Origin of the sequence: Bacteroides caecimuris (assembly GCF_001688725.2) — a bacterium.
GTDB classification, from domain to species: domain Bacteria; phylum Bacteroidota; class Bacteroidia; order Bacteroidales; family Bacteroidaceae; genus Bacteroides; species Bacteroides caecimuris.
In genome coordinates, this window is sequence record NZ_CP015401.2 from 2374053 (window position 1) to 2399141 (window position 25089).

General features: G+C 41.3%; 20 protein-coding genes and 1 pseudogene. 10 read left to right on the plus strand and 11 right to left on the minus strand.

What is annotated here, in order from left to right; all coding sequences use genetic code 11:
* Positions 1-24 precede the first annotated feature (24 nt).
* From yidC to A4V03_RS10290, 3 genes are all read left to right on the plus strand, one after another.
* The gene (gene yidC, locus A4V03_RS10280) at positions 25-1878 is read left to right on the plus strand and encodes a membrane protein insertase YidC (RefSeq protein ID WP_065538828.1); all 1854 of its coding nucleotides are present in this window, start codon (positions 25-27) and stop codon (positions 1876-1878) included.
* 87 nt (positions 1879-1965) lie between these two features.
* The gene (bexA, locus tag A4V03_RS10285) at positions 1966-3297 is read left to right on the plus strand and encodes a multidrug efflux MATE transporter BexA (protein WP_065538829.1); all 1332 of its coding nucleotides are present in this window, start codon (positions 1966-1968) and stop codon (positions 3295-3297) included.
* Between the two features lie 48 nt (positions 3298-3345).
* Positions 3346-5442, plus strand: coding sequence for a S9 family peptidase (locus A4V03_RS10290; protein ID WP_065538830.1), 2097 nt, complete (start codon positions 3346-3348; stop codon positions 5440-5442).
* 109 nt (positions 5443-5551) lie between these two features.
* Here the strand turns inward: A4V03_RS10290 and A4V03_RS10295 are convergent, their stop codons facing one another.
* Both A4V03_RS10295 and A4V03_RS10300 read right to left on the minus strand, forming a co-directional pair.
* A complete protein-coding gene (locus A4V03_RS10295; RefSeq protein WP_065538831.1) occupies positions 5552-6652 on the minus strand; it encodes a PspC domain-containing protein in 1101 nt (366 codons plus the stop codon).
* 21 nt (positions 6653-6673) lie between these two features.
* On the minus strand, positions 6674-7000 hold the full coding sequence (locus A4V03_RS10300) for a PadR family transcriptional regulator (protein ID WP_004312715.1): 327 nt from the start codon (positions 6998-7000) through the stop codon (positions 6674-6676).
* Between the two features lie 165 nt (positions 7001-7165).
* Here A4V03_RS10300 and A4V03_RS10305 point away from each other — a divergent pair, with 165 nt between their 5' ends.
* Positions 7166-7663: a GNAT family N-acetyltransferase gene (locus A4V03_RS10305; RefSeq protein WP_065538832.1), complete on the plus strand. Its 498-nt coding sequence runs from the start codon at positions 7166-7168 to the stop codon at positions 7661-7663.
* A 75-nt stretch (positions 7664-7738) separates the two neighbouring features.
* Here A4V03_RS10305 and A4V03_RS10310 read toward each other — a convergent pair whose 3' ends face one another.
* From A4V03_RS10310 to uvrA, 3 genes are all read right to left on the minus strand, one after another.
* Positions 7739-9403, minus strand: a complete 1665-nt coding sequence (locus A4V03_RS10310; protein ID WP_065538833.1) for a peptide MFS transporter — start codon at positions 9401-9403, stop codon at positions 7739-7741.
* Positions 9404-9510: 107 nt separating this feature from the next.
* The gene (gene ybaK / locus A4V03_RS10315; protein WP_065538834.1) at positions 9511-9990 is read right to left on the minus strand and encodes a Cys-tRNA(Pro) deacylase; all 480 of its coding nucleotides are present in this window, start codon (positions 9988-9990) and stop codon (positions 9511-9513) included.
* 181 nt (positions 9991-10171) lie between these two features.
* On the minus strand, positions 10172-12997 hold the full coding sequence (uvrA, locus tag A4V03_RS10320) for an excinuclease ABC subunit UvrA (protein WP_065540369.1): 2826 nt from the start codon (positions 12995-12997) through the stop codon (positions 10172-10174).
* 158 nt (positions 12998-13155) lie between these two features.
* Here uvrA and A4V03_RS10325 point away from each other — a divergent pair, with 158 nt between their 5' ends.
* Both A4V03_RS10325 and A4V03_RS10330 read left to right on the plus strand, forming a co-directional pair.
* On the plus strand, positions 13156-14922 hold the full coding sequence (locus A4V03_RS10325; RefSeq protein ID WP_065538835.1) for a PBP1 and LysM peptidoglycan-binding domain-containing protein: 1767 nt from the start codon (positions 13156-13158) through the stop codon (positions 14920-14922).
* Between the two features lie 7 nt (positions 14923-14929).
* A complete protein-coding gene (locus A4V03_RS10330) occupies positions 14930-15664 on the plus strand; it encodes a porin family protein (RefSeq protein WP_065538836.1) in 735 nt (244 codons plus the stop codon).
* A 265-nt stretch (positions 15665-15929) separates the two neighbouring features.
* On the opposite strand, the gene A4V03_RS10335 is transcribed toward A4V03_RS10330, so the two are convergent.
* From A4V03_RS10335 to A4V03_RS10355, 5 genes are all read right to left on the minus strand, one after another.
* On the minus strand, positions 15930-16373 hold the full coding sequence (locus tag A4V03_RS10335; protein ID WP_065538837.1) for a DUF4293 domain-containing protein: 444 nt from the start codon (positions 16371-16373) through the stop codon (positions 15930-15932).
* Between the two features lie 108 nt (positions 16374-16481).
* Positions 16482-16817: a DNA-directed RNA polymerase subunit omega gene (locus A4V03_RS10340; RefSeq protein WP_065538838.1), complete on the minus strand. Its 336-nt coding sequence runs from the start codon at positions 16815-16817 to the stop codon at positions 16482-16484.
* 14 nt (positions 16818-16831) lie between these two features.
* Positions 16832-17635, minus strand: a complete 804-nt coding sequence (locus tag A4V03_RS10345) for an outer membrane protein assembly factor BamD (protein WP_065538839.1) — start codon at positions 17633-17635, stop codon at positions 16832-16834.
* A 200-nt stretch (positions 17636-17835) separates the two neighbouring features.
* The gene (locus A4V03_RS10350) at positions 17836-18261 is read right to left on the minus strand and encodes an amino acid-binding protein (protein WP_065538840.1); all 426 of its coding nucleotides are present in this window, start codon (positions 18259-18261) and stop codon (positions 17836-17838) included.
* A 123-nt stretch (positions 18262-18384) separates the two neighbouring features.
* Complete coding sequence (locus A4V03_RS10355) at positions 18385-19683, minus strand: phenylacetate--CoA ligase family protein (RefSeq protein WP_065540370.1); 1299 nt, start codon at positions 19681-19683, stop codon at positions 18385-18387.
* A 136-nt stretch (positions 19684-19819) separates the two neighbouring features.
* On the opposite strand from A4V03_RS10355, the gene uvrB reads away from it, so the two are divergent.
* Positions 19820-21850, plus strand: a complete 2031-nt coding sequence (gene uvrB, locus A4V03_RS10360; RefSeq protein WP_065538841.1) for an excinuclease ABC subunit UvrB — start codon at positions 19820-19822, stop codon at positions 21848-21850.
* 470 nt (positions 21851-22320) lie between these two features.
* Here uvrB and A4V03_RS10365 read toward each other — a convergent pair whose 3' ends face one another.
* Positions 22321-23022 carry an SGNH/GDSL hydrolase family protein gene (locus A4V03_RS10365; RefSeq protein ID WP_065538842.1) on the minus strand — a complete coding sequence of 234 codons (702 nt, stop codon included), beginning with the start codon at positions 23020-23022 and terminating at the stop codon, positions 22321-22323.
* Between the two features lie 311 nt (positions 23023-23333).
* On the opposite strand from A4V03_RS10365, the gene A4V03_RS10370 reads away from it, so the two are divergent.
* From A4V03_RS10370 to A4V03_RS10385, 3 genes and pseudogenes are all read left to right on the plus strand, one after another.
* Complete coding sequence (locus A4V03_RS10370) at positions 23334-23999, plus strand: SanA/YdcF family protein (RefSeq protein WP_065538843.1); 666 nt, start codon at positions 23334-23336, stop codon at positions 23997-23999.
* 176 nt (positions 24000-24175) lie between these two features.
* Positions 24176-24652: an alanyl-tRNA editing protein gene (locus A4V03_RS10380; protein ID WP_065540371.1), complete on the plus strand. Its 477-nt coding sequence runs from the start codon at positions 24176-24178 to the stop codon at positions 24650-24652.
* A gap of 60 nt (positions 24653-24712) precedes the next feature.
* A pseudogene (locus A4V03_RS10385) lies at positions 24713-24952 on the plus strand (helix-turn-helix domain-containing protein); the annotation flags it as partial.
* Between the last annotated feature and the right edge of the window lie 137 nt (positions 24953-25089).

Consider the following 25089-nt stretch of genomic DNA (forward strand, 5'->3'; position numbering starts at 1 on the left):
ATATAATTTGTAATTAAAATAAGAATGGATAAAAACACCATCACAGGTCTCGTTCTAATAGGCATATTATTGGTAGGATTCAGCTATTTGAGCCGTCCAAGCGAAGAACAGATAGCTGCACAAAAAAGATACTATGACTCTATTGCCGTAGTACAGCAGCAGGAGGAAGCGCTGAAGGCGAAAACGGAAGCTGCGCTGGCCAACAGCCAAAAGGGAGTTGCAGCGACAGCCGATTCTACATCTTTGTTTTTCAACGCCTTGCATGGGACTGACTCTAAAATCAGTATCCAAAATAATGTAGCGGAAATTACTTTCGCAACCAAGGGCGGACGTGTCTATTCAGCCATGCTGAAGGATTATATGGCACAGGACAAAAAGACGCCGATCATGTTGTTCGACGGTGACGATGCTTCGATGAACTTCAACTTCTACAACAAAGCAGGAGCCATCCAGACCAAAGATTATTTCTTTGAAGCTGTAAACAAGACAGACAGTAGTGTTACCATGCGTCTGGCTGCGGATAGCGGAAGCTATATCGATTTCATCTATACGCTGAAACCGGATAGCTACCTGATGAACTTTGAAATCAAAGCGACAGGCATGGAAGACAAGTTGGCAAGCACTAAGTATGTAGACATCGATTGGTCACAACGCGCCCGCCAACTGGAAAAGGGATTCACTTATGAGAACCGTCTGTCGGAACTGACTTATAAAGTAACAGGCGACGATGTAGACAACTTATCTGCTGCCAAAGATGACAGCCAGAATTTGCCGGGACGTATCGACTGGATAGCTTTCAAAAATCAGTTCTTCTCTTCTGTATTTATTGCTGAACAGGATTTCGACAAGGTTTCCGTAAAGTCAAAAATGGAGCAGCAAGGAAGCGGATATATCAAAGATTATTCTGCTGAAATGAATACTTTCTTTGATCCGACTGGCAAAGAACCGACAGAGATGTATTTCTATTTCGGTCCGAACCACTTTAAGACGCTGAAAGCGTTGGATAAAGGTCGCGACGAGAAATGGGAACTTCACAGACTGGTTTATCTGGGCTGGCCGTTGATTCGCTGGATCAACCAGTTTATCACAATCAACGTATTCGATTGGTTGTCCGGTTGGGGATTGAGCATGGGTATCGTACTGTTGATTCTGACCATCATGGTGAAAGTCGTGGTTTATCCGGCTACCTGGAAAACGTACATGTCTTCTGCCAAGATGCGTGTATTGAAACCGAAAATTGACGAAATCAGCAAGAAATATCCGAAGCAGGAAGATGCAATGAAGAAACAGCAGGAAGTGATGAGCCTTTACAGCCAGTACGGGGTAAGCCCGATGGGTGGCTGTCTGCCGATGTTATTGCAGTTCCCCATCCTGATGGCTTTGTTCATGTTCGTGCCGAGTGCTATCGAGCTGCGTCAACAGAGTTTCTTGTGGGCGGACGACCTTTCTACTTATGACGCTATCATCACATTCCCGTTCCATATCCCGTTCCTTGGCAACCACCTCAGCCTGTTCTGCTTGCTGATGACGTTGACAAACATCTTGAACACGAAGTACTCGATGTCTATGCAGGATAACGGAGCACAGCCACAAATGGCGGCAATGAAATGGATGATGTATCTGATGCCGATTATGTTCTTGTTTGTCTTGAATGATTATCCGTCAGGTTTGAACTATTACTACTTCGTGTCAACGCTGATTAGCGTGGGTACTATGATTCTGCTTCGCAAAACAACCGACGAAACTAAATTGTTGGCTATTCTTGAAGCGAAAAAGAAGGACCCGAAACAAATGAAAAAGACCGGATTTGCTACTCGCCTGGAAGCGATGCAAAAGCAACAAGAGCTACTGCAACAGCAAAGACAGAATAAAAGATGAGAGGAATTATTCCTGAAATCATATTCTACGAAAGCCGGGCAATCCAAATAGGGTGTCCGGCTTTCTTTCTCTAAACAATATAATAAAATGAAAACTAAATATTCGTATAAACAAATATGGACGATCACCTTCCCTATCCTGATCAGTCTGATTATGGAACAAATGATCGGTATGACGGACACAGCCTTCCTGGGACGTGTAGGAGAAATCGAGCTGGGTGCTTCTGCTATCGCAGGGGTATATTATCTCGCCATCTTTATGATGGCATTCGGTTTCAGCATCGGTGCACAGATCTTAATCGCCCGCCGCAACGGAGAAGGAAACTACAAGGAAATCGGACCGATTTTCTATCAGGGCATTTATTTCCTGCTTGCTATGGCAGTGATTTTACTCACATTCTCCATTGTATTCTCACCACATATCTTGAAGAATATCATTTCGTCTCCTCACATTTACGATGCAGCCGAAAGTTATATTCACTGGCGTGTGTACGGGTTCTTCTTCTCTTTTATCATGGTCATGTTCCGCGCCTTCTTTGTAGGTACAACACAAACCAAAACGTTGACACTGAATTCTATTGTGATGGTGTTTTCGAACGTGGTATTCAACTATATCCTGATCTTCGGTAAATTCGGTCTCCCGCAACTGGGAATTGCCGGTGCTGCCATCGGCTCGTCACTGGCTGAAATGGTATCGGTGATTTTCTTTATCATCTATACCTGGAAACGAATTGACTGCAAGAAATATGCGTTGAACATATTGCCCAAGTTCCATGGAAAAACACTGAAACGTATACTGAATGTTTCTGTGTGGACAATGATTCAGAATTTCGTTTCTTTGTCTACCTGGTTCATGTTCTTCCTATTTGTAGAGCATCTGGGAGAGCGGTCATTGGCGATTGCCAACATCATCCGCAACGTGTCGGGGATACCGTTTATGATTGCAATGGCATTTGCTTCCACCTGCGGTTCGCTGGTAAGTAACCTGATCGGTGCAGGCGAACAGGATTGTGTACGAGGAACTATCAAGCAACATATCCGTATCGGATATATCTTTGTATTGCCCATCCTGGTGTTTTTCTGCTTATTCCCGGATCTGATTCTACGTATTTATACAGACATCCCGGATTTAAGGGCGGCATCCGTACCTTCACTGTGGGTACTATGCTCTGCCTATCTGGTGCTGGTACCTGCCAATGTGTATTTCCAATCGGTATCAGGAACAGGAAATACGCGGACTGCATTGGCTATGGAACTTTGTGTACTGGCTATCTATATCACCTACTCTGCATATTTCATCATGTACCTGCGGATGGACGTCGCTTTTGCCTGGACAACAGAATGTGTGTACGGTACTTTTATACTGTTGTTCTGCTACTGGTATATGAAGAAAGGAAACTGGCAGAAAAAGAAGATTTAAATCCTTTTTTCACTATCTTCGCAAGAAAATAAACATTTTATAAAATATATGAGACAAGCTAATTTATTTATGATGTCGGCAGCAATGTTGTTAGCTGCCTGCGAAGGAACGAAAGACGCAGGCAAAACAGATCAGGTGCTTATCAAGAAATCGGATATTAAGATCGAAGGGAAGCGCATGACTCCCGAAGCACTTTGGGCCATGGGACGTATCGGCGGATTCGCCGTATCACCCGACGGAAAGAAAATTGCGTATACGGTAACGTATTACAGTGTAGCGGAAAACAAGAGTAACCGCGAAGTCTTCGTGATGAACACAGATGGAAGCGAAAACCAGCAAATCACTCATACCCCGTATCAGGAAAATGAAGTGACATGGATTAAAGGAGGCAGCAAGCTCGCATTCTTAAGTAATGACAACGGAAGCAGCCAGCTCTACGAGATGAATCCCGACGGCAGCGACCGCAAGCAGTTGACCAACTATGACGGTGACATCGAAGGATATTCAATCTCACCGGATGGCAAAAAACTACTGTTTATTTCACAAGTAAAGACGAAAGAAAGCACTGCTGATAAATATCCGGACCTGCCGAAATCCACAGGTATCATCGTGACCGACCTGATGTACAAACATTGGGATGAATGGGTGACGACAGCTCCACATCCTTTTGTTGCCGACTTCGACGGTAACGGCATTTCCAATATCGTGGATATTTTAGACGGTGAACCGTATGAAAGTCCTATGAAGCCTTGGGGTGGCATTGAGCAACTTGCTTGGAATACGACTTCAGATAAAGTGGCTTACACTTGCCGTAAAAAGACAGGATTGGAATATGCGGTTTCTACCAATTCGGATATTTATGTCTATGACCTGAATACTAAGAAAACAGAGAACATTACCGAAGAGAACAAGGGATATGATACCAATCCGCAATACTCTCCGGACGGCAAGTATATCGCCTGGCAGAGCATGGAACGTGACGGTTACGAAGCCGACCAGAACCGTCTGTTCATCATGAACCTGGAAACCGGAGAGAAACGGTTTGTCAGCAAGGCGTTCGAATCGAATGTGGATGCTTTTGTATGGGGTGCAGATGCCAAGACTATCTATTTCACAGGGGTATGGCACGGAGAATCGCAGATTTATGCGCTGGATTTGGCAACTGATTCGGTAAAGGCTGTTACTTCGGGAATGTATGATTACGAAGGTGTGGCTCTTTTGGGTGATAAGCTGATTGCCAAGCGTCATTCTATGAGCATGGGTGACGAGATTTATACAGTGACATTGGATGGCACAACCACTCAACTGACACAGGAGAATAAGCAGATTTATGATCAGTTGGAAATGGGTAAAGTGGAAGGTCGCTGGATGAAGACAACAGATGGCAAACAGATGTTGACATGGGTGATCTATCCTCCGCAGTTTGATCCGAACAAGAAATATCCGACTTTGTTGTTCTGTGAAGGAGGTCCGCAAAGTCCGGTAAGCCAGTTCTGGTCTTATCGCTGGAACTTCCAGATTATGGCAGCCAATGATTATATCGTTGTTGCTCCGAATCGTCGCGGCTTGCCGGGATTTGGTGTGGAATGGAATGAACAGATCAGTGGTGACTACGGTGGCCAGTGTATGAAAGATTACTTCACTGCTATCGACGAGATAGCGAAAGAGCCGTATGTAGATAAAGACCGTTTGGGATGTGTAGGTGCCAGCTTCGGAGGATTCTCCGTATACTGGTTGGCGGGACATCATGACAAACGATTCAAAGCGTTCATTGCCCACGACGGTATCTTCAATATGGAAATGCAATATCTGGAAACTGAAGAGAAATGGTTTGCCAACTGGGATATGGGTGGCGCATACTGGGAAAAACAAAATCCGGTGGCACAACGTACGTTTGCCAACTCCCCTCACCTCTTCGTGGAGAAATGGGATACGCCTATCCTCTGTATCCATGGAGAGAAAGACTACCGTATCCTAGCCAATCAGGCAATGGCTGCTTTCGATGCTGCCGTGATGCGTGGTGTTCCTGCAGAGTTACTGATTTATCCGGATGAAAACCACTGGGTATTGAAGCCGCAGAATGGGGTTCTATGGCAACGCACATTCTTCGAATGGCTGGACAAATGGGTAAAAGGAAAGAAGTAATCTGTGCTTAACGACTTTCCAATAAAGTAAAATTAAAGAAGGCTCTGTTCTCAATCTACTTGAGTTCAGAGCCTTCTCCATTACATTCATTATCAATCGGCTAAGAGGCTTAGTTAAAGCAGTGCAGGCCATACAGAGGCAGTTGCCAGCCAAGAGCAGAAAGATTGATAACCATAATGACCGCACCCAATATCCATAAAATCAATAGCGACCATTTCAAACCTGTTCCCATTGGCGACCAATGGAATAGCTGGCGCAGGATAGTATATAAGAAAGCTCCTAATGGAATACCGATGAGGGCAACTCCAGCAATCGTACCTAATAATGTCATCATAGGGGAGACGGAAGCAACCGGCATCCAGTCGATGGCAGGCAACAACTCATAAAGTAAAGCTCCTCCACTGACTGTCACGGCAATTGCCGCAAATACCAACGCTACCAATACGACAGCCAATACGAACAAGACAGGGCAACAAAGAATGACAAGAGCTACCAGAAATATCTTAAAGAGAACAGCAGCAATGGAAACAAATACATCGCCTATCTTTTGAAGAAAGGTACGAGGTTTACCGGAGTTCACATAATTATTAACCCCATCTGCTACCCGTTCGAAGCCGTCTGTCACTGTTTTGCCAATATTCTCAATGGTTACCGCTTCTCCACGCATACTTAACTTTTCTGCAGCCGTACGGGCTTCCGGAATAACGAGCCATCCGATAATATAAAGGATAATCATCGGACAATAAGGCACAAACACCAGAATAATCATCAGGATACGCACCAATGTGATGTCCCAACCGAAGTAAGCTGCCAGTCCTGCTGCCACACCACCCAACAATTTATTATCCGGATCACGAAACCAGCGACGCTGGGCAGAGGTTTGCGTATTGCTTTGATTAGCGGACGATGCTTGTTCCGTTCTTTTCCGTGAATCTGTATCCTCGTCAGCAATACCAAAATCTTCCGGCTTGCCTACACGGGCGATAATCTCTTCTACATCCGAAACCGTGATAACCTGGTTTCCTTCAGTTACTTTCTCGGCAAACAGTTCGGCAATACGCATCTCAATATCGTCTACAATTTCTTCCGCACCCTCCTGTTTACGAAAGTAATGTTTCAAATTAGACAGATAATTGTCTAACAGTCGGTAGGCATCGTCATCTATATGATAAACTATTCCTCCTAAGTTTATGGTCAATGTCTTTTTCATTTTTATTTCTTCTTTTTCGGATTATCTATTGGCTATATGATTCACTGTGTCGTTAAGTTCTTTCCAGGAAATTTCCAGTTCTCCCAAAAAGGTTTCTCCTTGTTCAGTGAGTTTATAGTACTTGCGGGGAGGTCCCTGGGTAGATTCCACCCATTCATAACTTAACAAGTCGTCATTTTTCAGACGGGTCAGCAACGGATACAAGGTGCCTTCCACTACGATCAGCTGGGCTTCTTTCAATTTCTGAATAATATCAGAAGCATAGGCAGGCTCTTTGTGCAACAAAAGCATGATGCAATATTCAAGCATGCCTTTCCTCATCTGTGATTTTACATTGTCTACTTTCATTATTCACTTCTTTTAGATGGCACAAATATATGCATTACTCAAGTACCTTGCGTTACAAAGTACTATAAATTAATAATAATTAAAACATTAGAGAGTGCTTACCTTATTATAAAAGGAAATAATGGCTATATTTGTGCCCGTTAAACTATAAAATAGAAAATACGTATGTTTACAATTCGAAAAGCAACGGTAGCCGATTGCGAGCTTATTCATATGATGGCAAAGGAGGTATTCCCCGCCACCTACAAGGATATTTTATCTCCTGAACAACTGGATTATATGATGGACTGGATGTATGCTCCTTCCAATGTGCGCAAGCAAATGGAGGAAGAAGGGCATGTGTATTCCATCGCCTATAAAGAGAATGAGCCATGCGGATACGTCTCTGTGCAGCAACAGGAAAAAGATGTATTCCATCTTCAGAAAATCTATGTTCTCCCCCGCTTTCAGGGTACGCATTGCGGTAGTTTCTTATTTAAAGAAGCAATCAAGTGCATCAAGGAGATGCATCCGGAACCTTGCCTGATGGAACTAAATGTAAATCGCAATAACAAGGCATTACAGTTTTACGAACACATGGGGATGAGGAAACTGAGGGAAGGTGATTTTCCGATTGGAAACGGATATTATATGAATGATTATATCATGGGACTGGATATTTAATAAAAAAGGCTTGCAGATTGTGTTCTGCAAGCCTTTTTTATTAAATAATATTACCAGGCAAATACCCGTCTTAATTTATGCTACCTTTTCAAGTTTCTTCATGATAGAGAAGATAAACAGAGCTGATAACAGACAGCAGGCGATCAATACGCTCCATACCATCCACAGTTGCATACCACCCCACAGATAACCAATAATAGCGACCAAATAGTTACCAATAGCAGTAGCTACAAACCAGCCACCCATCATCATACCTTTATACTTGGGCGGAGCCACTTTCGAAACAAAAGAAATACCCATCGGAGAAAGCAACAACTCAGCAAAAGTCAACACAAGATAAGTAGAAATCAACCAGTTGGGAGAAACCAGGACATCCGGATTAATACCCGCTGTTTCCACTTCTTTTGGAGTAGGCAACCCCATAGAACCAACTGCCAGAATCAAGAAACCACACGCAGCAATCACCATACCGATACCGATTTTGCGTGGTGCGGACGGTTCTTTTTTCTTTCTAGCCAAATAACCAAAGACCGCCAAAGATACCGGAGTCAGAGCCACTACAAAGAACGGATTGAACTGCTGGAATATTTGAGGAAGGATTTCTACAGTCGGATTCATAGAAGAATAATTCCAAAACAATACACCCAAAGAAGCCAATACAGCAATACCGCCAATCGCTTTTCCACGGCCGGTTTTTGACTGGAAAAGGGAGAATGCACCATAAACAGCGATAACAAGAAGAACCAGATTCCACACATCGAATCCAATACGGTCAAGTCCTGTCACGGATTGAGTAGTATAATCGCGTGCAAAGAATGTCATTGTCAAACCATTCTGATGGAATGCCATCCAGAAGAAGATAACCACAGAAAAGACAAGTAATAAAGCAACGATACGTTCTTTTGTTTGTGCCGGAGTCAGTTCCGGTTCGTTATTATTATTTACAGCCTTAGCCTGTTTAGAATTATAATCCGCATGTTTAAACATAGAACGGCAGCATACGTAGATTGCCATTGAAATAATCAAAGAAATACAAGCTACGGCAAAACCATAGTTATATGCTTCTGACAATTTCTCTATATAAGAACTACAGAATGCGGCTGTATCACCGGCAAAGCCCTGGGCAGCCTGCAAACCGCTAAGAGCAACATTTCCTTCGGGAGTAATAGTTCCATCAAGGAATTGATGCGCCAAAGAAGGTATTTGAGCGTTATAAGTAAATCCTGCACCACCTAAGATATAGTTGGTTACCTTGGTTGCAGCCGTTGGAGCAAATAATGCACCTACATTGATTGCCATATAGAATAAGCTGAAAGCGGTGTCACGCTTTGAACTATATTCCGGAGAATCATAAAGGTTACCCACCATTACCTGCAAATTACCTTTAAATAGTCCGGTTCCGCAAGCAATCAAAAACAGTGAACCAAACATCATCATCTTACCGGTGAGGTCTGCTGCAGTAGGAATCGCTAAAAGCAGATAACCAATAAACATGACAATGATACCTGTCGTCACCATCTTACCATAACCGCACTTGTCAGCCAAAATACCACCAACAAGAGGCATAAAGTAAACTGCTGCCAAGAATGAACCAAAAATCGTAGAAGTTTCTGCTGCCGTGTAACCAAATTTCGCTTGTAAGAAAAGTGTAAAGATAGCAAGCATCGTGTAGTAGCCAAAACGTTCGCCCGTGTTAGCCAAGGCTAAAGCGTATAGCCCTTTCGGTTGTCCTTCAAACATATAAATAAGAATATTAGATTAATAAAATTGATATTTTCTGCAAATATATACTTTTTTTAATTCATTCAAAGAATATGAAGCCATATTTACTCTACAAATAATAAGGCTTACTCCTCAAATAAACGACAAATTGCTGCTCTGGATTCACGAATCAAATCTTCTGGAGCTATTTTTATCTGAAGTCCACGTACCCCGGCACTTACATAAATATACGGAAACTGACGGCTGGTTTCATGGATATATGTAGGGAAATGTTTCTTCATGCCGATAGGCGAACATCCTCCCCGGATATATCCGGTAAGTGGCAGAAGTTCTTTTACGGGAATCAAATCACACTTCTTATTACCCGAAGCTTTAGCTGCCATTTTCAAGTCAACTTCATGTTCTCCCGGAATGACACAAACAAAATATCCGCTTTTATCGCCATGCAGGACAAGAGTTTTAAACACTTGCTCAATGTTTTCTCCCAAATCAGCTGCTACATGAACAGCACTCAAGTCATTTTCATCCACTTCGTAGGGAATCAGTTCATAGGCTATCTTAGCTTTATCTAACAGCCGTGCGGCATTTGTTTTATTGATTTTCATTTTCGTTATATTTATACTTTCTATATCTGACAAATAAAGAATTAGCAGGAGACAAAATCCTCTATGACTTTTATTAAGGCACGGATTACGCGGCTCTAACTAAATAAAAACGGTGTAATCCGCGCCTTAATTAATATGATTAAGAATAGTTGACTTTATTAGGGGAACGCTATGCTTCAAATTAGAGCCCCAATTCTTCGCGAAGAAACTTAGGTGTATATCCCTTATGGCTCTTCGCAACCTCTTCCGGTGTTCCGTAACTAAGGAGTTCTCCCCCACCCTTACCCCCTTCAGGGCCCATATCGATAATATAATCCGCCATTTTAATCACATCCAGATTGTGTTCGATGACGACAACCGTATTCCCTTTATCCACAAGCTTATTCAGTACTCCCATCAGTACGCGGATATCTTCAAAATGAAGTCCAGTAGTCGGTTCATCAAGGATGTAAAGGGTCTTGCCTGTATCTCTTTTCGACAGTTCCGTTGCCAGTTTCACACGCTGGCTTTCTCCACCGGAAAGAGTGGTAGAAGATTGTCCCAACTTGATATATCCAAGTCCGACATCCTGCAATACTTTTATCTTATTCAAGATTTGCGGAACGTTTTCAAAGAATTCTACGGCACGGTTGATTGTCATGTCCAATACATCGGCAATCGATTTTCCTTTGAAACGTACTTCCAGTGTTTCCCGGTTATAACGTTTGCCGTGACATACTTCACAAGGCACATATACGTCAGGAAGGAAATTCATTTCAATTGTTTTATAACCATTTCCCGTACAGGCTTCACAACGTCCGCCTGAAACATTAAAGGAGAAACGTCCCGGCTTGTAACCGCGAATCTTAGCTTCCGGAAGACCTACAAACAGATTACGAATATCAGAAAACACACCAGTATAGGTAGCAGGATTGGAGCGTGGCGTACGTCCCAAAGGTGATTGATCGACATTCACTACCTTATCGATGTTTTCCAATCCTTCAATCGAATCGTATTCCAAAGGATCCTGCAAAGAACGATAGAACTTCTGCGATAGAATCGGTTGCAGAGTTTCATTAATCAAAGTAGATTTCCCGCTTCCTGATACACCTGTCACGCAAATTAGTTTTCCTAACGGAAACTCTACATCAACATTCTTCAGGTTATTCCCTTTCGCTCCTTTCAGCCAGATAGATTTCCCGTTTCCTTTTCTACGCTTGGCGGGGATTTCTATCTTCATCTTTCCATTCAGGTATTGCGAAGTCATCGTATCGGTCTTCAGCATCTCCTGGGGAGTTCCTGCAAAAACAACCTCTCCACCGAGACGTCCGGCTTTCGGTCCCATATCGATGACATAGTCGGCAGCCAACATCATATCCTTATCATGTTCCACCACAATCACGGAGTTTCCCATGTCACGGAGTTCTTTCAAAGAGTTGATAAGACGCAAATTATCACGCTGATGCAGACCGATACTCGGCTCGTCGAGAATATAAAGCACATTCACCAATTGAGAACCAATCTGTGTAGCCAAACGGATACGCTGGCTCTCACCCCCGGAAAGGCTGACAGAACTACGGTTCAACGCCAAATAATCCAAACCGACATCCAGCAGGAACTTCAAACGTGTACGAATCTCTTTCAGAATTTCTACTGATATTTTCTTCTGCTTATCGGAAAGGAATTCATCGACCTTCATCAACCAGTCATACAACTCGTTGATATCCATGTTTGCCAATTCATTGATATTTTTATCGTGGATGCGGAAATGCAGAGCTTCCTTATTCAAGCGGGCCCCTTTACATTCAGGACAAGCCGTTGTTTTGGCAAATTGTTCCGCCCATTTCTGCGCTGTCGCAGAAGCATCTTTCTCCTGCAACATCTGAATATACTTCACCACTCCTTCATAAGTAACAAAGTAATCGGATGAAGTGCCGATCAGCGAACTCTTGATTTTAATCCGTTCGTCAGAGCCATACAACACTTCATCAATCGCATCGTCCGGCAACTCCTTAACCGGTGTTTTCAACGTTACATCGTACTTCTCAAGCAAAGCACCGATTTGCCAGAAAATCATCGCATTCTTATATTTTCCCAAAGGAGCTATCGCACCTTCGTAAATGGAAAGTTCACGATCGGGAATCACTTTGTCCACGTCAATCTGATTGACTACTCCCAACCCTTTACACTTCGGACACGCTCCTTGCGGTGAATTGAATGAGAAATTATGCGGAGCCGGTTCACGATAAGACAACCCGGTGACAGGACACATGAGCCGCTTACTATAATGCCGGATACTTTCGGACTGGGCATCCAAAATCATCATCAGCCCGTCTCCCTGACGCATGGCAGTTGCCACACTCTGTTTCAAACGCCGATCGTCTTTCTCTGCAACCACTAATTTATCGATAACCACTTCTATATCGTGATTCTTATAGCGATCGAGCTTCATACCATGTGCGATTTCATGCACTTCTCCGTCCACCCGTACATATAAATATCCCTTTTTACGTATCTGTTCAAAAAGTTCTCTATAATGTCCTTTACGTGAACGCACCAATGGCGCCAGCAAATATATTTTCCTTCCTTTATAATCTTTCAGAATCAAATCCAGAATCTGCTCTTCGGTGTATTTCACCATTTCTTCCCCTGACAGATACGAATAGGCAATTCCCGCACGGGCATACAACAAACGAAGATAATCATAGATCTCGGTAGTTGTTCCTACAGTAGAACGGGGATTTTTATTCGTTGTTTTCTGTTCAATGGAGATAACCGGACTCAAGCCTGTTATTTTATCAACATCCGGCCGTTCCAGATTGCCCAGGAAATTGCGGGCATAGGCTGAAAAAGTTTCGATATAGCGGCGCTGTCCCTCGGCAAAAATCGTATCGAAGGCTAGAGAAGATTTTCCACTACCGCTCAATCCGGTGATAACAGTCAAGCTGTTACGGGGAATCTCGGCATCAATGTCCTTCAAATTGTGCACGCGCGCACCATACACATTAATATATTCTGTTTCCTGCATATTCATATCCTTCCATAAATGTTGCAAAATTAATGTTTCCGCCCGAAATATGCTCCTAAAAAAGCACAATATTATTTTCTTAACTCAAATCTTATGAAGATATAGGGCATTATTTGTACCTTTGTTCCTTGATTTCAAGAACCAATAGTTATAATTTGATGAAACCGATAAACCGAATATTCTTATTTCTGCTTTTTGTAAGCGTTTCATACGCTATCAGTTATGCACAGGAAAACCAATCTTATTTCTTGCATACCATCGAAAAAGGACAAAGTTTATACTCCATTTCGAAGATGTATAATGTCACTACGTCAGACATCATACGTCTGAATCCTGGTTGTGACGAAAAGATCTATGCCGGGCAAACCATCAAAATCCCTACAGGAAAAGAAAGTCAGAAAGGGGAAACATTCCATACAATCCAAGCCGGAGAAACATTGTACAAACTGACATCAATGTATAATGTGTCCGCTAAAGATATTTGTGAAGCAAACCCAGGTTTGAGTGCCGAGAATTTCCGTCTCGGACAAGTTATTCTGATTCCGCAAAAAAAAGAAGAACAAACTGCCGCCGTAGTTCAAACGCCTACTGAACAATCGACCATTCAAGGTCCTGTTGTTCCGAGATGCAAAGATATGCATAAAGTAAAGCGCAAAGAGACTATATTCAGCGTGAGCCGTGAATACGGAATCAGCGAGCAGGAGTTAATTGACGCTAACCCGGAACTGAAAAAGGGTATGAAAAAGGGACAATTCCTTTGCATCCCCTACCCGGCAGCAACCACTGTACAGCCAACAAAGAAAGAAGATCCATACGCTATTCCTCCCAGCAATAGCGAGCTTTTCCGTAACAATAAGGAGACTCCCCAAAAACTGTCTACCATTAAGGCTGCCTTGTTGTTGCCTTTCCAGGAGTACAAACGCATGGTGGAATATTACGAAGGCTTCCTGATGGCAGTAGACAGTCTGAAACGTACGGGCGTTTCTCTTGATTTATATGTATATGACAGTGGAAAAGACATTTCTACATTGAATACAATTCTTGCCAAAAACGAGATGAAGAGTATGAATATCATCTTCGGTCCGATGCATCAGAATCAAATAAAACCATTGTCAGACTTCGCGAAGAAGAACGATATACGCTTGGTGATTCCTTTCTCTCAAAAGGGAGAAGAGGTATTCAACAACCCTGCCGTATTTCAGATCAATACGCCTCAATCTTATTTATATTCAGAGGTTTATGAGCATTTCACCCGCCAATTCCCTAATGCGAACGTTATTCTCATCGAACCATCGAGTGCTGACAAGGAGAAAACGGAATTTATCAGCGGCTTGAAACAAGAGTTGAAGAGCAAAGGAATTCCTATGAGAACCGTCAGCGAAAGCGCAACTAAAGAAACATTGAAAGCAACACTTCGCAGCGATAAAGAAAACATTTTTATCCCGACATCGGGCAGTAATGTTTTACTGATTAAGGCACTTCCTCAACTGACGTTGTTAGTGAGAGAGAATCCTACAGAAAAAATTCACCTGTTCGGTTATCCGGAATGGCAGACTTACACCAGAGATCATCTGGAAAGTTTCTTTGAGTTGGATGTATATTTCTACTCTTCATTCTATACCAATACATTGTTCCCGGCAGCCGTGCAATTCACCAACGCTTATCATAAATGGTATAGTAAAGATTTGGCAAGCAAATACCCTAATTACGCAATGCTTGGCTTCGACACTGGTTTCTTCTTCTTGAAGGGATTATCGCTCTATGGCTCGGAATTGGAAAACAATCTGACTAAGATGAACCTGACTCCAATCCAGACAGGATTCAAATTCCAGCGCGTGAACAACTGGGGAGGATTTATTAATAAGAAAGTGTTCTTCATACGTTTCACTAAGAATTTTGAATTAGTAAAACTTGATTTCGAATAATACGAAAATGATAAAGATAAAACCATTTTTGATTGCAACACTCCTACTTACAGGATTTGCTCTTCCTGCCACTGCCCAAATTGGAGAAGCACGCAGCAATTTATCAGTAGGTGTTAATGGAGGTGTCAACTTAAACAGTGTTTCTTTCACTCCCAGTATCAAGCAAAATAGCTTGATGGGAATTACCGGAGGGGTGACGGCACGTTATATATCCGAGAAGTATTTTGCCATGATTTGTGGTGCACAAGTCGAATTGAATGTATCACAAAGGGGTTGGGATCAATTGTTTGAAACGGTATCATTGGACGATAACGGATATGAAGTCACCTCAAAGGATCCGAGCAAAACTTATACCCGCAAAATGACCTATATTGATATTCCTTTTCTAGCCCATCTTGCTTTCGGACGAGACAGAGGATTACAATTCTTTGTTCATGCAGGTCCTCAAATCAGCTTTCTGATAAGCGAATCGGAAACAATAAAAGGTATTGATATGAACACCTTATCGAATACACAGAAAGCCATATACGGAGTTAAGATTCAGAATAAATTCGACTACGGTATTGCCGGTGGCGGTGGCGTAGAACTCCGAACAAAGAAAGTTGGCAGCTTCATCGTTGAAGGTCGTTACTACTTTGCACTGTTTGACTTTTACAGTACCACAAAGAAAGACTATTTCGCCCGTGCAGCGCATGGAACAATTACCATAAAGCTCACATACTTATTTGACTTGAAGAAATAAAATCCTCTCCCTCCTCCTTTCGAGAGAAGAAGCTTGAAATATTTACAAAGCATCACTTTAGGGATACTCATTAAATAAGGCAACTAACTCGCAATGAATTAGTTGCCTTATTTGTATCTTTAAAACAGGAATATTCAGTAAATGCCCCGTTTTAGAGATGCTAAAGCATAGCTTTAGAGAGCAAAAAGCATAGCTTTAGAAGAGTTAAAGCGATGCTTTTCATTAATCATATTAACGAATTATCCAAATATAGGAAAATATCTTCTTATCTCAATCTATCCGCAGCCTTTACCATCACCTCATCGCGTCCAATAGCACGAACAGCCAATATATTCAGAATAATGGAAATAAGTGGTAAACACAATGCCCAGCCTACCCGGAACATATTTGCATCATTCTTCAACGCAAAATAAAAAGCGAGGGCAGCAATGTAATAACCGACCAACAACAAGCTATTGAAAATCGTCATGCGAATCTGCAACATACGGTTCTTATATAAAAAAATGGTAGCCACGGCAACGATAGCACTAAGCATCAGAATCCCGAATAAACCCCATGTAGACTGAAAAGTGTCGTTTATTTCCAATCCTAATGCCTTAAAAGGATGTTCACCCATTGTATCAATGAAGTAACCTATCGGCATACACATAGCTGTAATCAGCAATCCTGTAACAATCAATAAATAAACAGTTTGAATTCGTTGAATCATAAGTATTCTAAATAGTAGTTGAGTTAAACAATAATAGCCAAGCAATAAGGAGTAGGGATAATCATCCCACTTACTACTTGACTATCAAATTCTTCGTCAGAAAATAAATTACTGAAGTTTTTCTTTCTCCTTAGCCGGATTTCTATAATATACTTTCCCTTCGATGTATTCTTGCGTAGCAATCAAGTCCGGTTTCGGCAATTTCTCATAATAACGAGAAATTTCGATTTGCTCTCTATTTTCAAACACTTCTTCCAAGTTGTCATTGTAAGAGGCAAACTCTGCCAATTTCTTTGAAAGATCGTTTTTGATTTCTACACTGATCTGATTAGCACGCTTACCAATAATGGCAACAGTTTCATAAACATTACCTGTATCAGCACAGAGTTCCATCATGTCACGGGTTACTGTTGTAGCAGGAGCATTCGTTTTTTTGTAGTCCATAAATCTATTTAAATTTAGTCTTTAATTACTTTCTGTGATTCATTGAATATTTTTTCGGCTTCTTTCAAATATTTACTTTCAGGAAATTCATTCTTGAAAGCATAATATTCGTCCACTGTTTCGCGGTAACGTTCCATCTTCTTGTCTTCTACACTATAAATAGCCATTTCGTATCTCGCACGCAGAATCAAGATAGAAAGTTCTTCACGATAATCGGTATAAGGATAATCCTTCAGTGCATTTTGAGCTGTGATTACACAAGACTCATAGTTATTACCTAAATAATTACCCAAATTATAATATAATTTTGCAGAATAAAGTTCTTTCAAAACCAGCTTATCCTGCAAAGCAAAAATCATATCCTGTGCTTCCTGCTTCTTTGTGCTGTTTGGGAAATACTCCATGAACATCTGCAACTGCTGGATAGCCTGATAAGTGCTTGATTGATCCAAACGTGGTTCCGGGGTATCCAGAAATAAAGCTTTACCTGCATGAAAACGTGCCAGTTCGGTAAAAGTGCCACGAGGATATGTATTGAAATAGGTGATAAATGTTTGGGCAGCTGTCTGATAATCTTTCTGATTATAATAACTCATTCCCAGCATATACAAAGACTCTTCCGCTTTATCGGTTCCTTTCAGAATGGTTATCAACTCATTCAGCAACGTAGCTGAACGATTATACTGTCCCTTCGCAAAATAGTTTTTGGCAGCTTCGTACTTGTATTCGTAATCGGTGCTTTTCAGCAATTTATTGTACTCTCCACATGATGTCAGAGTAGCCGCCGCAAGCAAAGTTATAATGATATTTTTCTTCATCCTATTTAAAAATAATGCGCAAAGTTACTTATTCGCCGGGAATTTAGCAATTAATCTGTGTTTTTTAATACATAAAAGGCGTTAAACATCGACAAAAGGAGAGAAAATGACGTCGAATTGCAAACGGCAAACAACTGTGTTATCCCATTCAAAGACAACACAGCTATTTACCGTTCCCTGTTGATCGTTTACTGCTATATCTACAGCTTGTACAAATCACTTGCAGCCAGCAGATCGACTTTCTTTTCTTTCAATACCTCGATACATTTGTCCAGATTGCTGGGGCGAATTACCACATTTGCAATATTGTTATTGGCAAACGAATACATATATTCAATAAATACACCCTCGTCTGATAAATATCCCAGCACTTTTGCCAAAGCACCCGGTATATTGGGACAGCTTATACCTACTACATCAGTCACATTCACTGCAAAATGATTATCTTTTAAAGCTTTGTATGCTTTATCCGGATCAGATACTATTCCACGCAAAATACCAAAATCAGCATTTTCGGCAATGCACAAGGCAGAAAGGTTGACATTTTCTTTCGCCAGCACTTCAGTCACTTCCGTCAAACGACCTGACTTATTTTCCAAAAAGATAGAAAGTTGCTTTGCTACCATATTTATTAAAGTATTAAGTAATAAGTATTAAGTAACAAGCATTAGGTATTAGGCAACAAGTATTACCACAGTTCCAAGATCACCCGCATGGTTAATACTTAATACTTAATACCTAATACTTATTTATATTTTTCTGTTATCAATCACACGTTTCGCTTTACCTACGCTACGCTCAATGCTGCGAGGCTCTACCAGTTTCACGTTGACTCCCAATCCAAGCACGCTTTGCAAACGTCCTCCCAGCTTTTTCTTCAAAGCCAGCATTTTGTTGATCTCATCAGAATAGAATTCCGGACGTACTTCAACCTGGAGTTCCATCGTATCGGTATTGTTTTCACGACCCACTATCAACAAATAATGCGGTTCAAACTCTGCCATTTCAAGAATGACAGATTCAATCTGTGTCGGGAATACGTTTACACCACGGATAATCAACATATCATCACTGCGTCCCAAAATACGATCCATACGTACTAATGTACGCCCGCAAGAACATTTATCATGATGCAAAGCAGTCAAATCACGCGTACGGTAACGAAGCAACGGCATACCTTCTTTGGTCAGGTGGGTAAATACCAGCTCGCCCGTTTGTCCCGGTTCAACCGGTTGCAAAGTATTCGGATCGATAATTTCCGGGAAATAATGGTCTTCATTCAAGTGAGTGCCATTCTGACATTCGCACTCGAAACCGACACCCGGTCCGGCAATTTCACTCAACCCATAAATATCGTATGCTTTGATTCCCAGTTTCTCTTCAATTTCATGACGCATATTTTCCGTCCAGGGTTCCGCACCGAACGCACCGACTTTCAGTTGAAATTCTTCACGTGGCAAACCGGAATCTTTGATTGCATCTGCCAGATAAAGCGCATAAGAAGGGGTGCAACAAAGCACTGTCGCTCCGAAATCATGCATCAAAGTGATCTGTTTTTCAGTGTTGCCACTGGACATCGGAATAACAGAAGCACCGATATTCTCGGCTCCGGCATGCGCTCCCAGTCCGCCCGTAAACAGTCCGTATCCGTATGATACCTGGAAAATATCAGAACGACCCGCTCCGTAAGCGGTAAAAGCACGTGATATACATTCCGCCCAGGAGGCCAAGTCCTTACGGGTATATCCGACAACCGTCGGCTTTCCGGTTGTTCCGGAAGAGGCATGAATACGTACAATCTGGCTCATCGGCACGGCACAAAGTCCGAACGGATAATTATCTCTTAAATCATGTTTCGTGGTAAACGGCAGTTTTACAATATCATCGATACTATTGATATCATCGGGGGTTATTCCCATTTCCTGCATCTTCTTTCGATAGAAAGGAGTGTTGTGATAGACGTAATCTACAATTTTCTTGAGTCGTATGCTTTGAATCTTGCGAAGACTTTCGCGGTCCATACACTCAATGCTCTCATTCCAAATCATTATGTTTCCGGTATTACTAGTTGTATGAATCTGTTTTTTGATATTAATATGTTGCAAAGTAAAGGATTTATTTGGAAAAATGATTTGTTATCTCGATTATTTTACCGAATATTGCTCCACTTTTTAGGATTTAACTATGAATTATGAACTAACATCAGCTTACAAACCTACCGGGGATCAGCCGGAAGCGATAGCACAACTGACTGAAGGGGTACTTCAGGGAGTTCCCGCACAGACTTTACTGGGAGTGACCGGATCGGGAAAAACATTTACCATTGCCAATGTGATCGCCAATATCAATAAACCTACGTTGATTTTGAGCCATAACAAGACATTGGCTGCCCAGCTCTATAGTGAGTTTAAAGGTTTCTTCCCCAATAACGCGGTAGAATATTACGTTTCTTATTATGACTATTATCAGCCGGAAGCCTATCTCCCGAGCAGTGATACTTATATAGAGAAAGATCTTGCCATCAATGACGAAATCGACAAGCTTCGACTCGCGGCCACTTCTGCCCTACTCTCCGGACGAAAAGACGTGGTAGTGGTTTCTTCCGTATCTTGTATCTACGGTATGGGAAATCCTTCGGACTTCTACAAAAATGTCATTGAAATTGAACGGGGGCGGATGATGGACCGTAATGTCTTTTTACGTCGTCTGGTAGACAGCTTGTATGTCCGCAATGATATTGACTTGAACCGTGGAAATTTCCGCGTTAAAGGTGATACTGTGGATATCTATCTGGCTTATACCGACAATCTGCTCCGTGTCACCTTCTGGGGGGATGAGATTGATGGTATAGAAGAGGTAGACCCGATCACAGGAGTCACCATTGCCCCATTCGACGCCTATAAGATTTATCCTGCCAATTTGTTTATGACGACCAAAGAGGCTACTCTCCGTGCTATCCACGAAATAGAAGATGACCTGACCAAACAAGTGGCATTCTTCGAGTCTATCGGTAAAGAATATGAAGCCAAACGACTATATGAACGGGTGACTTACGATATGGAAATGATACGGGAGTTAGGGCATTGCTCCGGAATTGAGAATTATTCCCGTTATTTCGACGGTCGTGCTGCCGGCACTCGTCCTTATTGTCTGCTCGATTTCTTTCCAGACGATTTTCTGATTGTCATTGACGAAAGCCACGTAAGTGTACCTCAAATCCGTGCGATGTACGGAGGAGACCGTGCACGTAAAATCAATCTGGTGGAATATGGTTTCCGATTGCCTGCGGCTATGGACAACCGTCCGTTGAAATTCGAAGAGTTTCAGGAAATGGCGAAACAGGTAATTTACGTCAGTGCCACACCGGCAGATTATGAATTGATTCAGTCTGAAGGTATCGTCGTAGAGCAGGTGATTCGTCCAACGGGACTGCTTGATCCTGTCATCGAAGTGCGCCCGAGCCTTAATCAGATTGACGACTTAATGGAAGAAATCCAGCTCCGCATTGAAAAGGAAGAACGCGTACTCGTCACCACACTAACCAAACGAATGGCAGAAGAACTGGCAGAGTATCTTCTTAATAATAATGTAAGATGTAACTATATCCATAGTGATGTCGATACATTGGAACGTGTGAAGATTATGGATGATCTCCGGCAAGGAATCTATGATGTGCTTATCGGAGTCAACCTGCTTCGTGAAGGACTCGATCTTCCGGAAGTGTCGCTCGTTGCTATTCTTGATGCTGACAAAGAAGGATTCCTCCGCTCCCACCGTTCACTGACGCAAACCGCAGGACGTGCTGCCCGTAATGTAAACGGCAAGGTAATCATGTATGCAGACAGAATGACGGATAGCATGAAACTGACGATTGACGAAACCAATCGCCGCCGGGAAAAACAGTTGGCATACAATGAAGCAAACGGGATTACTCCGCAGCAGATTAAGAAGGCCAGAAACTTGTCAGTATTCGGCAATGCCAAAGAGACGGATGAATTGCTGAAAGAAAGACATGCTTATGTAGAACCTTCTACTCCGAACATTGCAGCAGATCCGGTAGTGCAGTATATGAGTAAAGCGCAAATGGAAAAGAGTATCGAACGTACTCGCAAACAGATGCAGGAAGCAGCCAAGAAACTCGAATTTATTGAAGCTGCACAATATCGTGACGAATTGTTGAAACTGGAAGACTTGATGAAAGAGAAATGGGGATAAAAACTCCCACTTTTCATATATTACACAATGTATGTCACCATAATTAGCTTATATGCACGGATTACATGGTTCCTCGAATGATGACTGTCATAAAGCAACCGCGTAATCCGCGCAATCTGCGCCCAATAATATAAGGTTATTTTGCAAGGATTCTTACGATTGCTAAGGGTTAGAACTCTTAACAAACCTGTAACACAGGATCTAATCTATTAATTAGTGTTATAAAAACGCCAATTAATAGTTGATAATTTGCAAAGTTGCCAAAACTCTGTATCTTTGCACTGTGTTTTTCATAGTATTAGATTTAAGGTTAACAAAGGTTGGAGCAAGGCGTTGCTCCTTTTTTTATACCTATACGTCATCTAAAACCTTTTCAACAACTCCCTTCACTAGAAGGGACATTCACAATAAATGCTGCCCAACTTGATTATCAGACAGCATTTATATTTCAAAATTTACATCAATAAACCTTAGAGTGCTTTCTCAATAGCGGCTTTAATCAACGGCTCCATTATATCATACCCATCACTTGTCGGATGTACTCCATCTTTAGTATATTGGGAATTCAAGGCCTGATTTTCATCCACCATTGCCTTATAATAATTAACAAACGGAATCTTATTAGCCTTTGCATAAGCCTCTATCCGGTCATTTAAAGATTTTATTTTCTGTGGAGCATCTTTTATTTCCATTCTCCATTTAAACGCAGCGGCAGGCAATACGGAAGTCAGAATTACTTTTATCTTATTTGCTTTTGCCAATTCTACCATAGAAACGATGTTTCCAAATGTATAATCTTCATTATAAGCTTGTGTGTTTTCGGCAACATCATTGGTTCCGGCATTAATCACCACTAAAGCAGGAGAAAGATTAATCACGTCTTCCCGAAAACGTAACAAGAATTGATAGGAAGTCTGCCCACCGATTCCACGACCGATGTAACCGTTTGATTTGAAAAAGTCCGGATGAGTACGTACCCAGCCTTCTGTAATGGAATTTCCCATAAACACAACTCGTTTGTCTTTCTTCGTTGCTTGTGGAAGTGCAGCATTTTGTTTTGAATAACGAGCTAAATTTCCAAAATCATTTTTCTGTGCATAGCTTTCTCCTATTGAGAAACTCAAGCAAACAACAGCCAATAACATCCATTGGCTCAATCTTCTTTTATCCATGTTTATATTAAGTATTAGTAATATGATATTTTGCGCAAAGATAACAAAAACTCCATACATAGACGCCCAAAATATCAAATAACCGTTAAGGCGAAAGAAGCTTTTCTTAATCTATGTTATATAACATGCTATTTTTCTTGGATTATTTGCTAATTTAGCAGAAGTCCGTATCTTTGCAATGTGTTTTTCATAGTATTAGATTTAAGGTTAACAAAGGTTGGAGCAAGGCGTTGCTCCTTTTTTTATGCCTATATATTTGATTTCCTAAAAAAGAATGGTATTTTTGTAGAGTCACAATTATTATCCGAAACATGAAACGCAAACTACTTTATGCCACTCTAATAATAGCCATTCTGTGTGTTATCAGTATTATTGTATGCAACAGAACGATCAAGAAGCATACAGTCTCCAAATTATATACGGAAGTGGGTATTATCCCCTCCAACAAGGTAGGATTACTCCTTGGGACTTCTCCCAAATTGAAAAATGGAAACAATAACTTATATTTCGATTATCGTATTCTTGCAGCAGTAGAGCTATATAAAGCAGGGAAAATTAAATATATCCTTATTAGCGGCGATAACCGTAAAAAGGATTACAATGAACCGGAAGAAATGAAAAAGGCACTCATACAAAAAGGCGTTCCTGCAAAATTCATTTATTTAGATTATGCCGGATTCCGGACTCTCGACTCTGTTGTACGTGCCAAAGAAGTGTTTGGACAGAATCAACTGACTATCATTTCCCAGCGTTTCCATAACGAACGAGCCATCTACCTTGCCGAGAAAAATGGAATAGACGCTATCGGCTATAATGCCCAGAATGTAAATGCTTATGCCGGACTGAAAACTAATATCCGCGAATTGTTCGCAAGAGTGAAAATGTTTATAGATTTAGGTATAGATAAGCAACCTCATTTCTTAGGAGAAAAGATTTATATTGGAAGCAATCATGAAACAATAAATTCAACTCAATGATCATAATAAATACAAGTATCCTCCTATCCATACGTAGAGACACATTATTAATAGATTTTGGTGGTGAACGTATCGAAATAAAAAGGAAATTCAGAGAATATAAACATAAAAACAACGCATAAGAAAAAATATGTTCTTTTGTTCTTATGTCTAAAAGCAATAAAAACTTGTCTATTATGGAAATAAACCAAGCTGCACCCAAATTTCAAGACACATTAATTGCTCCTATGCATACAGCAGAGCATTTACTCAATGCAACCATGGTGAAAACCTTTGGCTGTCCACGTTCTCGCAATGCCCACATCGAAAGAAAAAAGAGCAAATGCGACTATATACTTTCTTCATGTCCGACAGCGGAACAAATCCAGTCCATTGAAGAGACAGTAAATGAAGCAATCAGTCAAAACCTACCTGTGACTGTTGAGTATATGACACATGAACAGGCCAAAGACATCGTAGATTTAAGCAAACTACCTGCTGACGTAAGTCCTACCCTTCGCATTGTCCGCATTGAAGATTATGACGCCTGTGCCTGTATCGGATTGCATGTATCAAATACTTCTGAAATGGGAACTTTCAAAATCATTAGCTATGACTATGACGAAGAAAGGCAAACATTAAGAATAAGATTCAAACTAATCGAGAAGAAATAGATATATTATCAAATTAATATCTATCTTATATAATTATTAGACAATCTTAAAATTGTCCGACATAAGCTATGTCACACTCCACGTTATCTGAATACTGTCATCCGACAGGCCAGTCAACAAACAGTAATGGACTGGATAAACCAGTCCATTATACTAGAAGCAAAAGTATTGCTAAAACATAGCAATCTGCTCGTTTATCAAGTTTCTGATGAATTAAACTTCCCTAATCCTTCTTTTTTCTCGAAGTTCTTCAAACGAATGACAGGAACGACACCACACGAATATCAGCAAACGAAATAATCATTATTTCGAGAACTCTGAATACAGTCAGTCACTTTCTATGAGTTGGCAAAATGTTCTGAAGAGATAATGGATAAAATGATGAGAAAAATTAAAGAAAAAGTAGTCTAAAATTGCTTTTATGTAATTTATAAGTT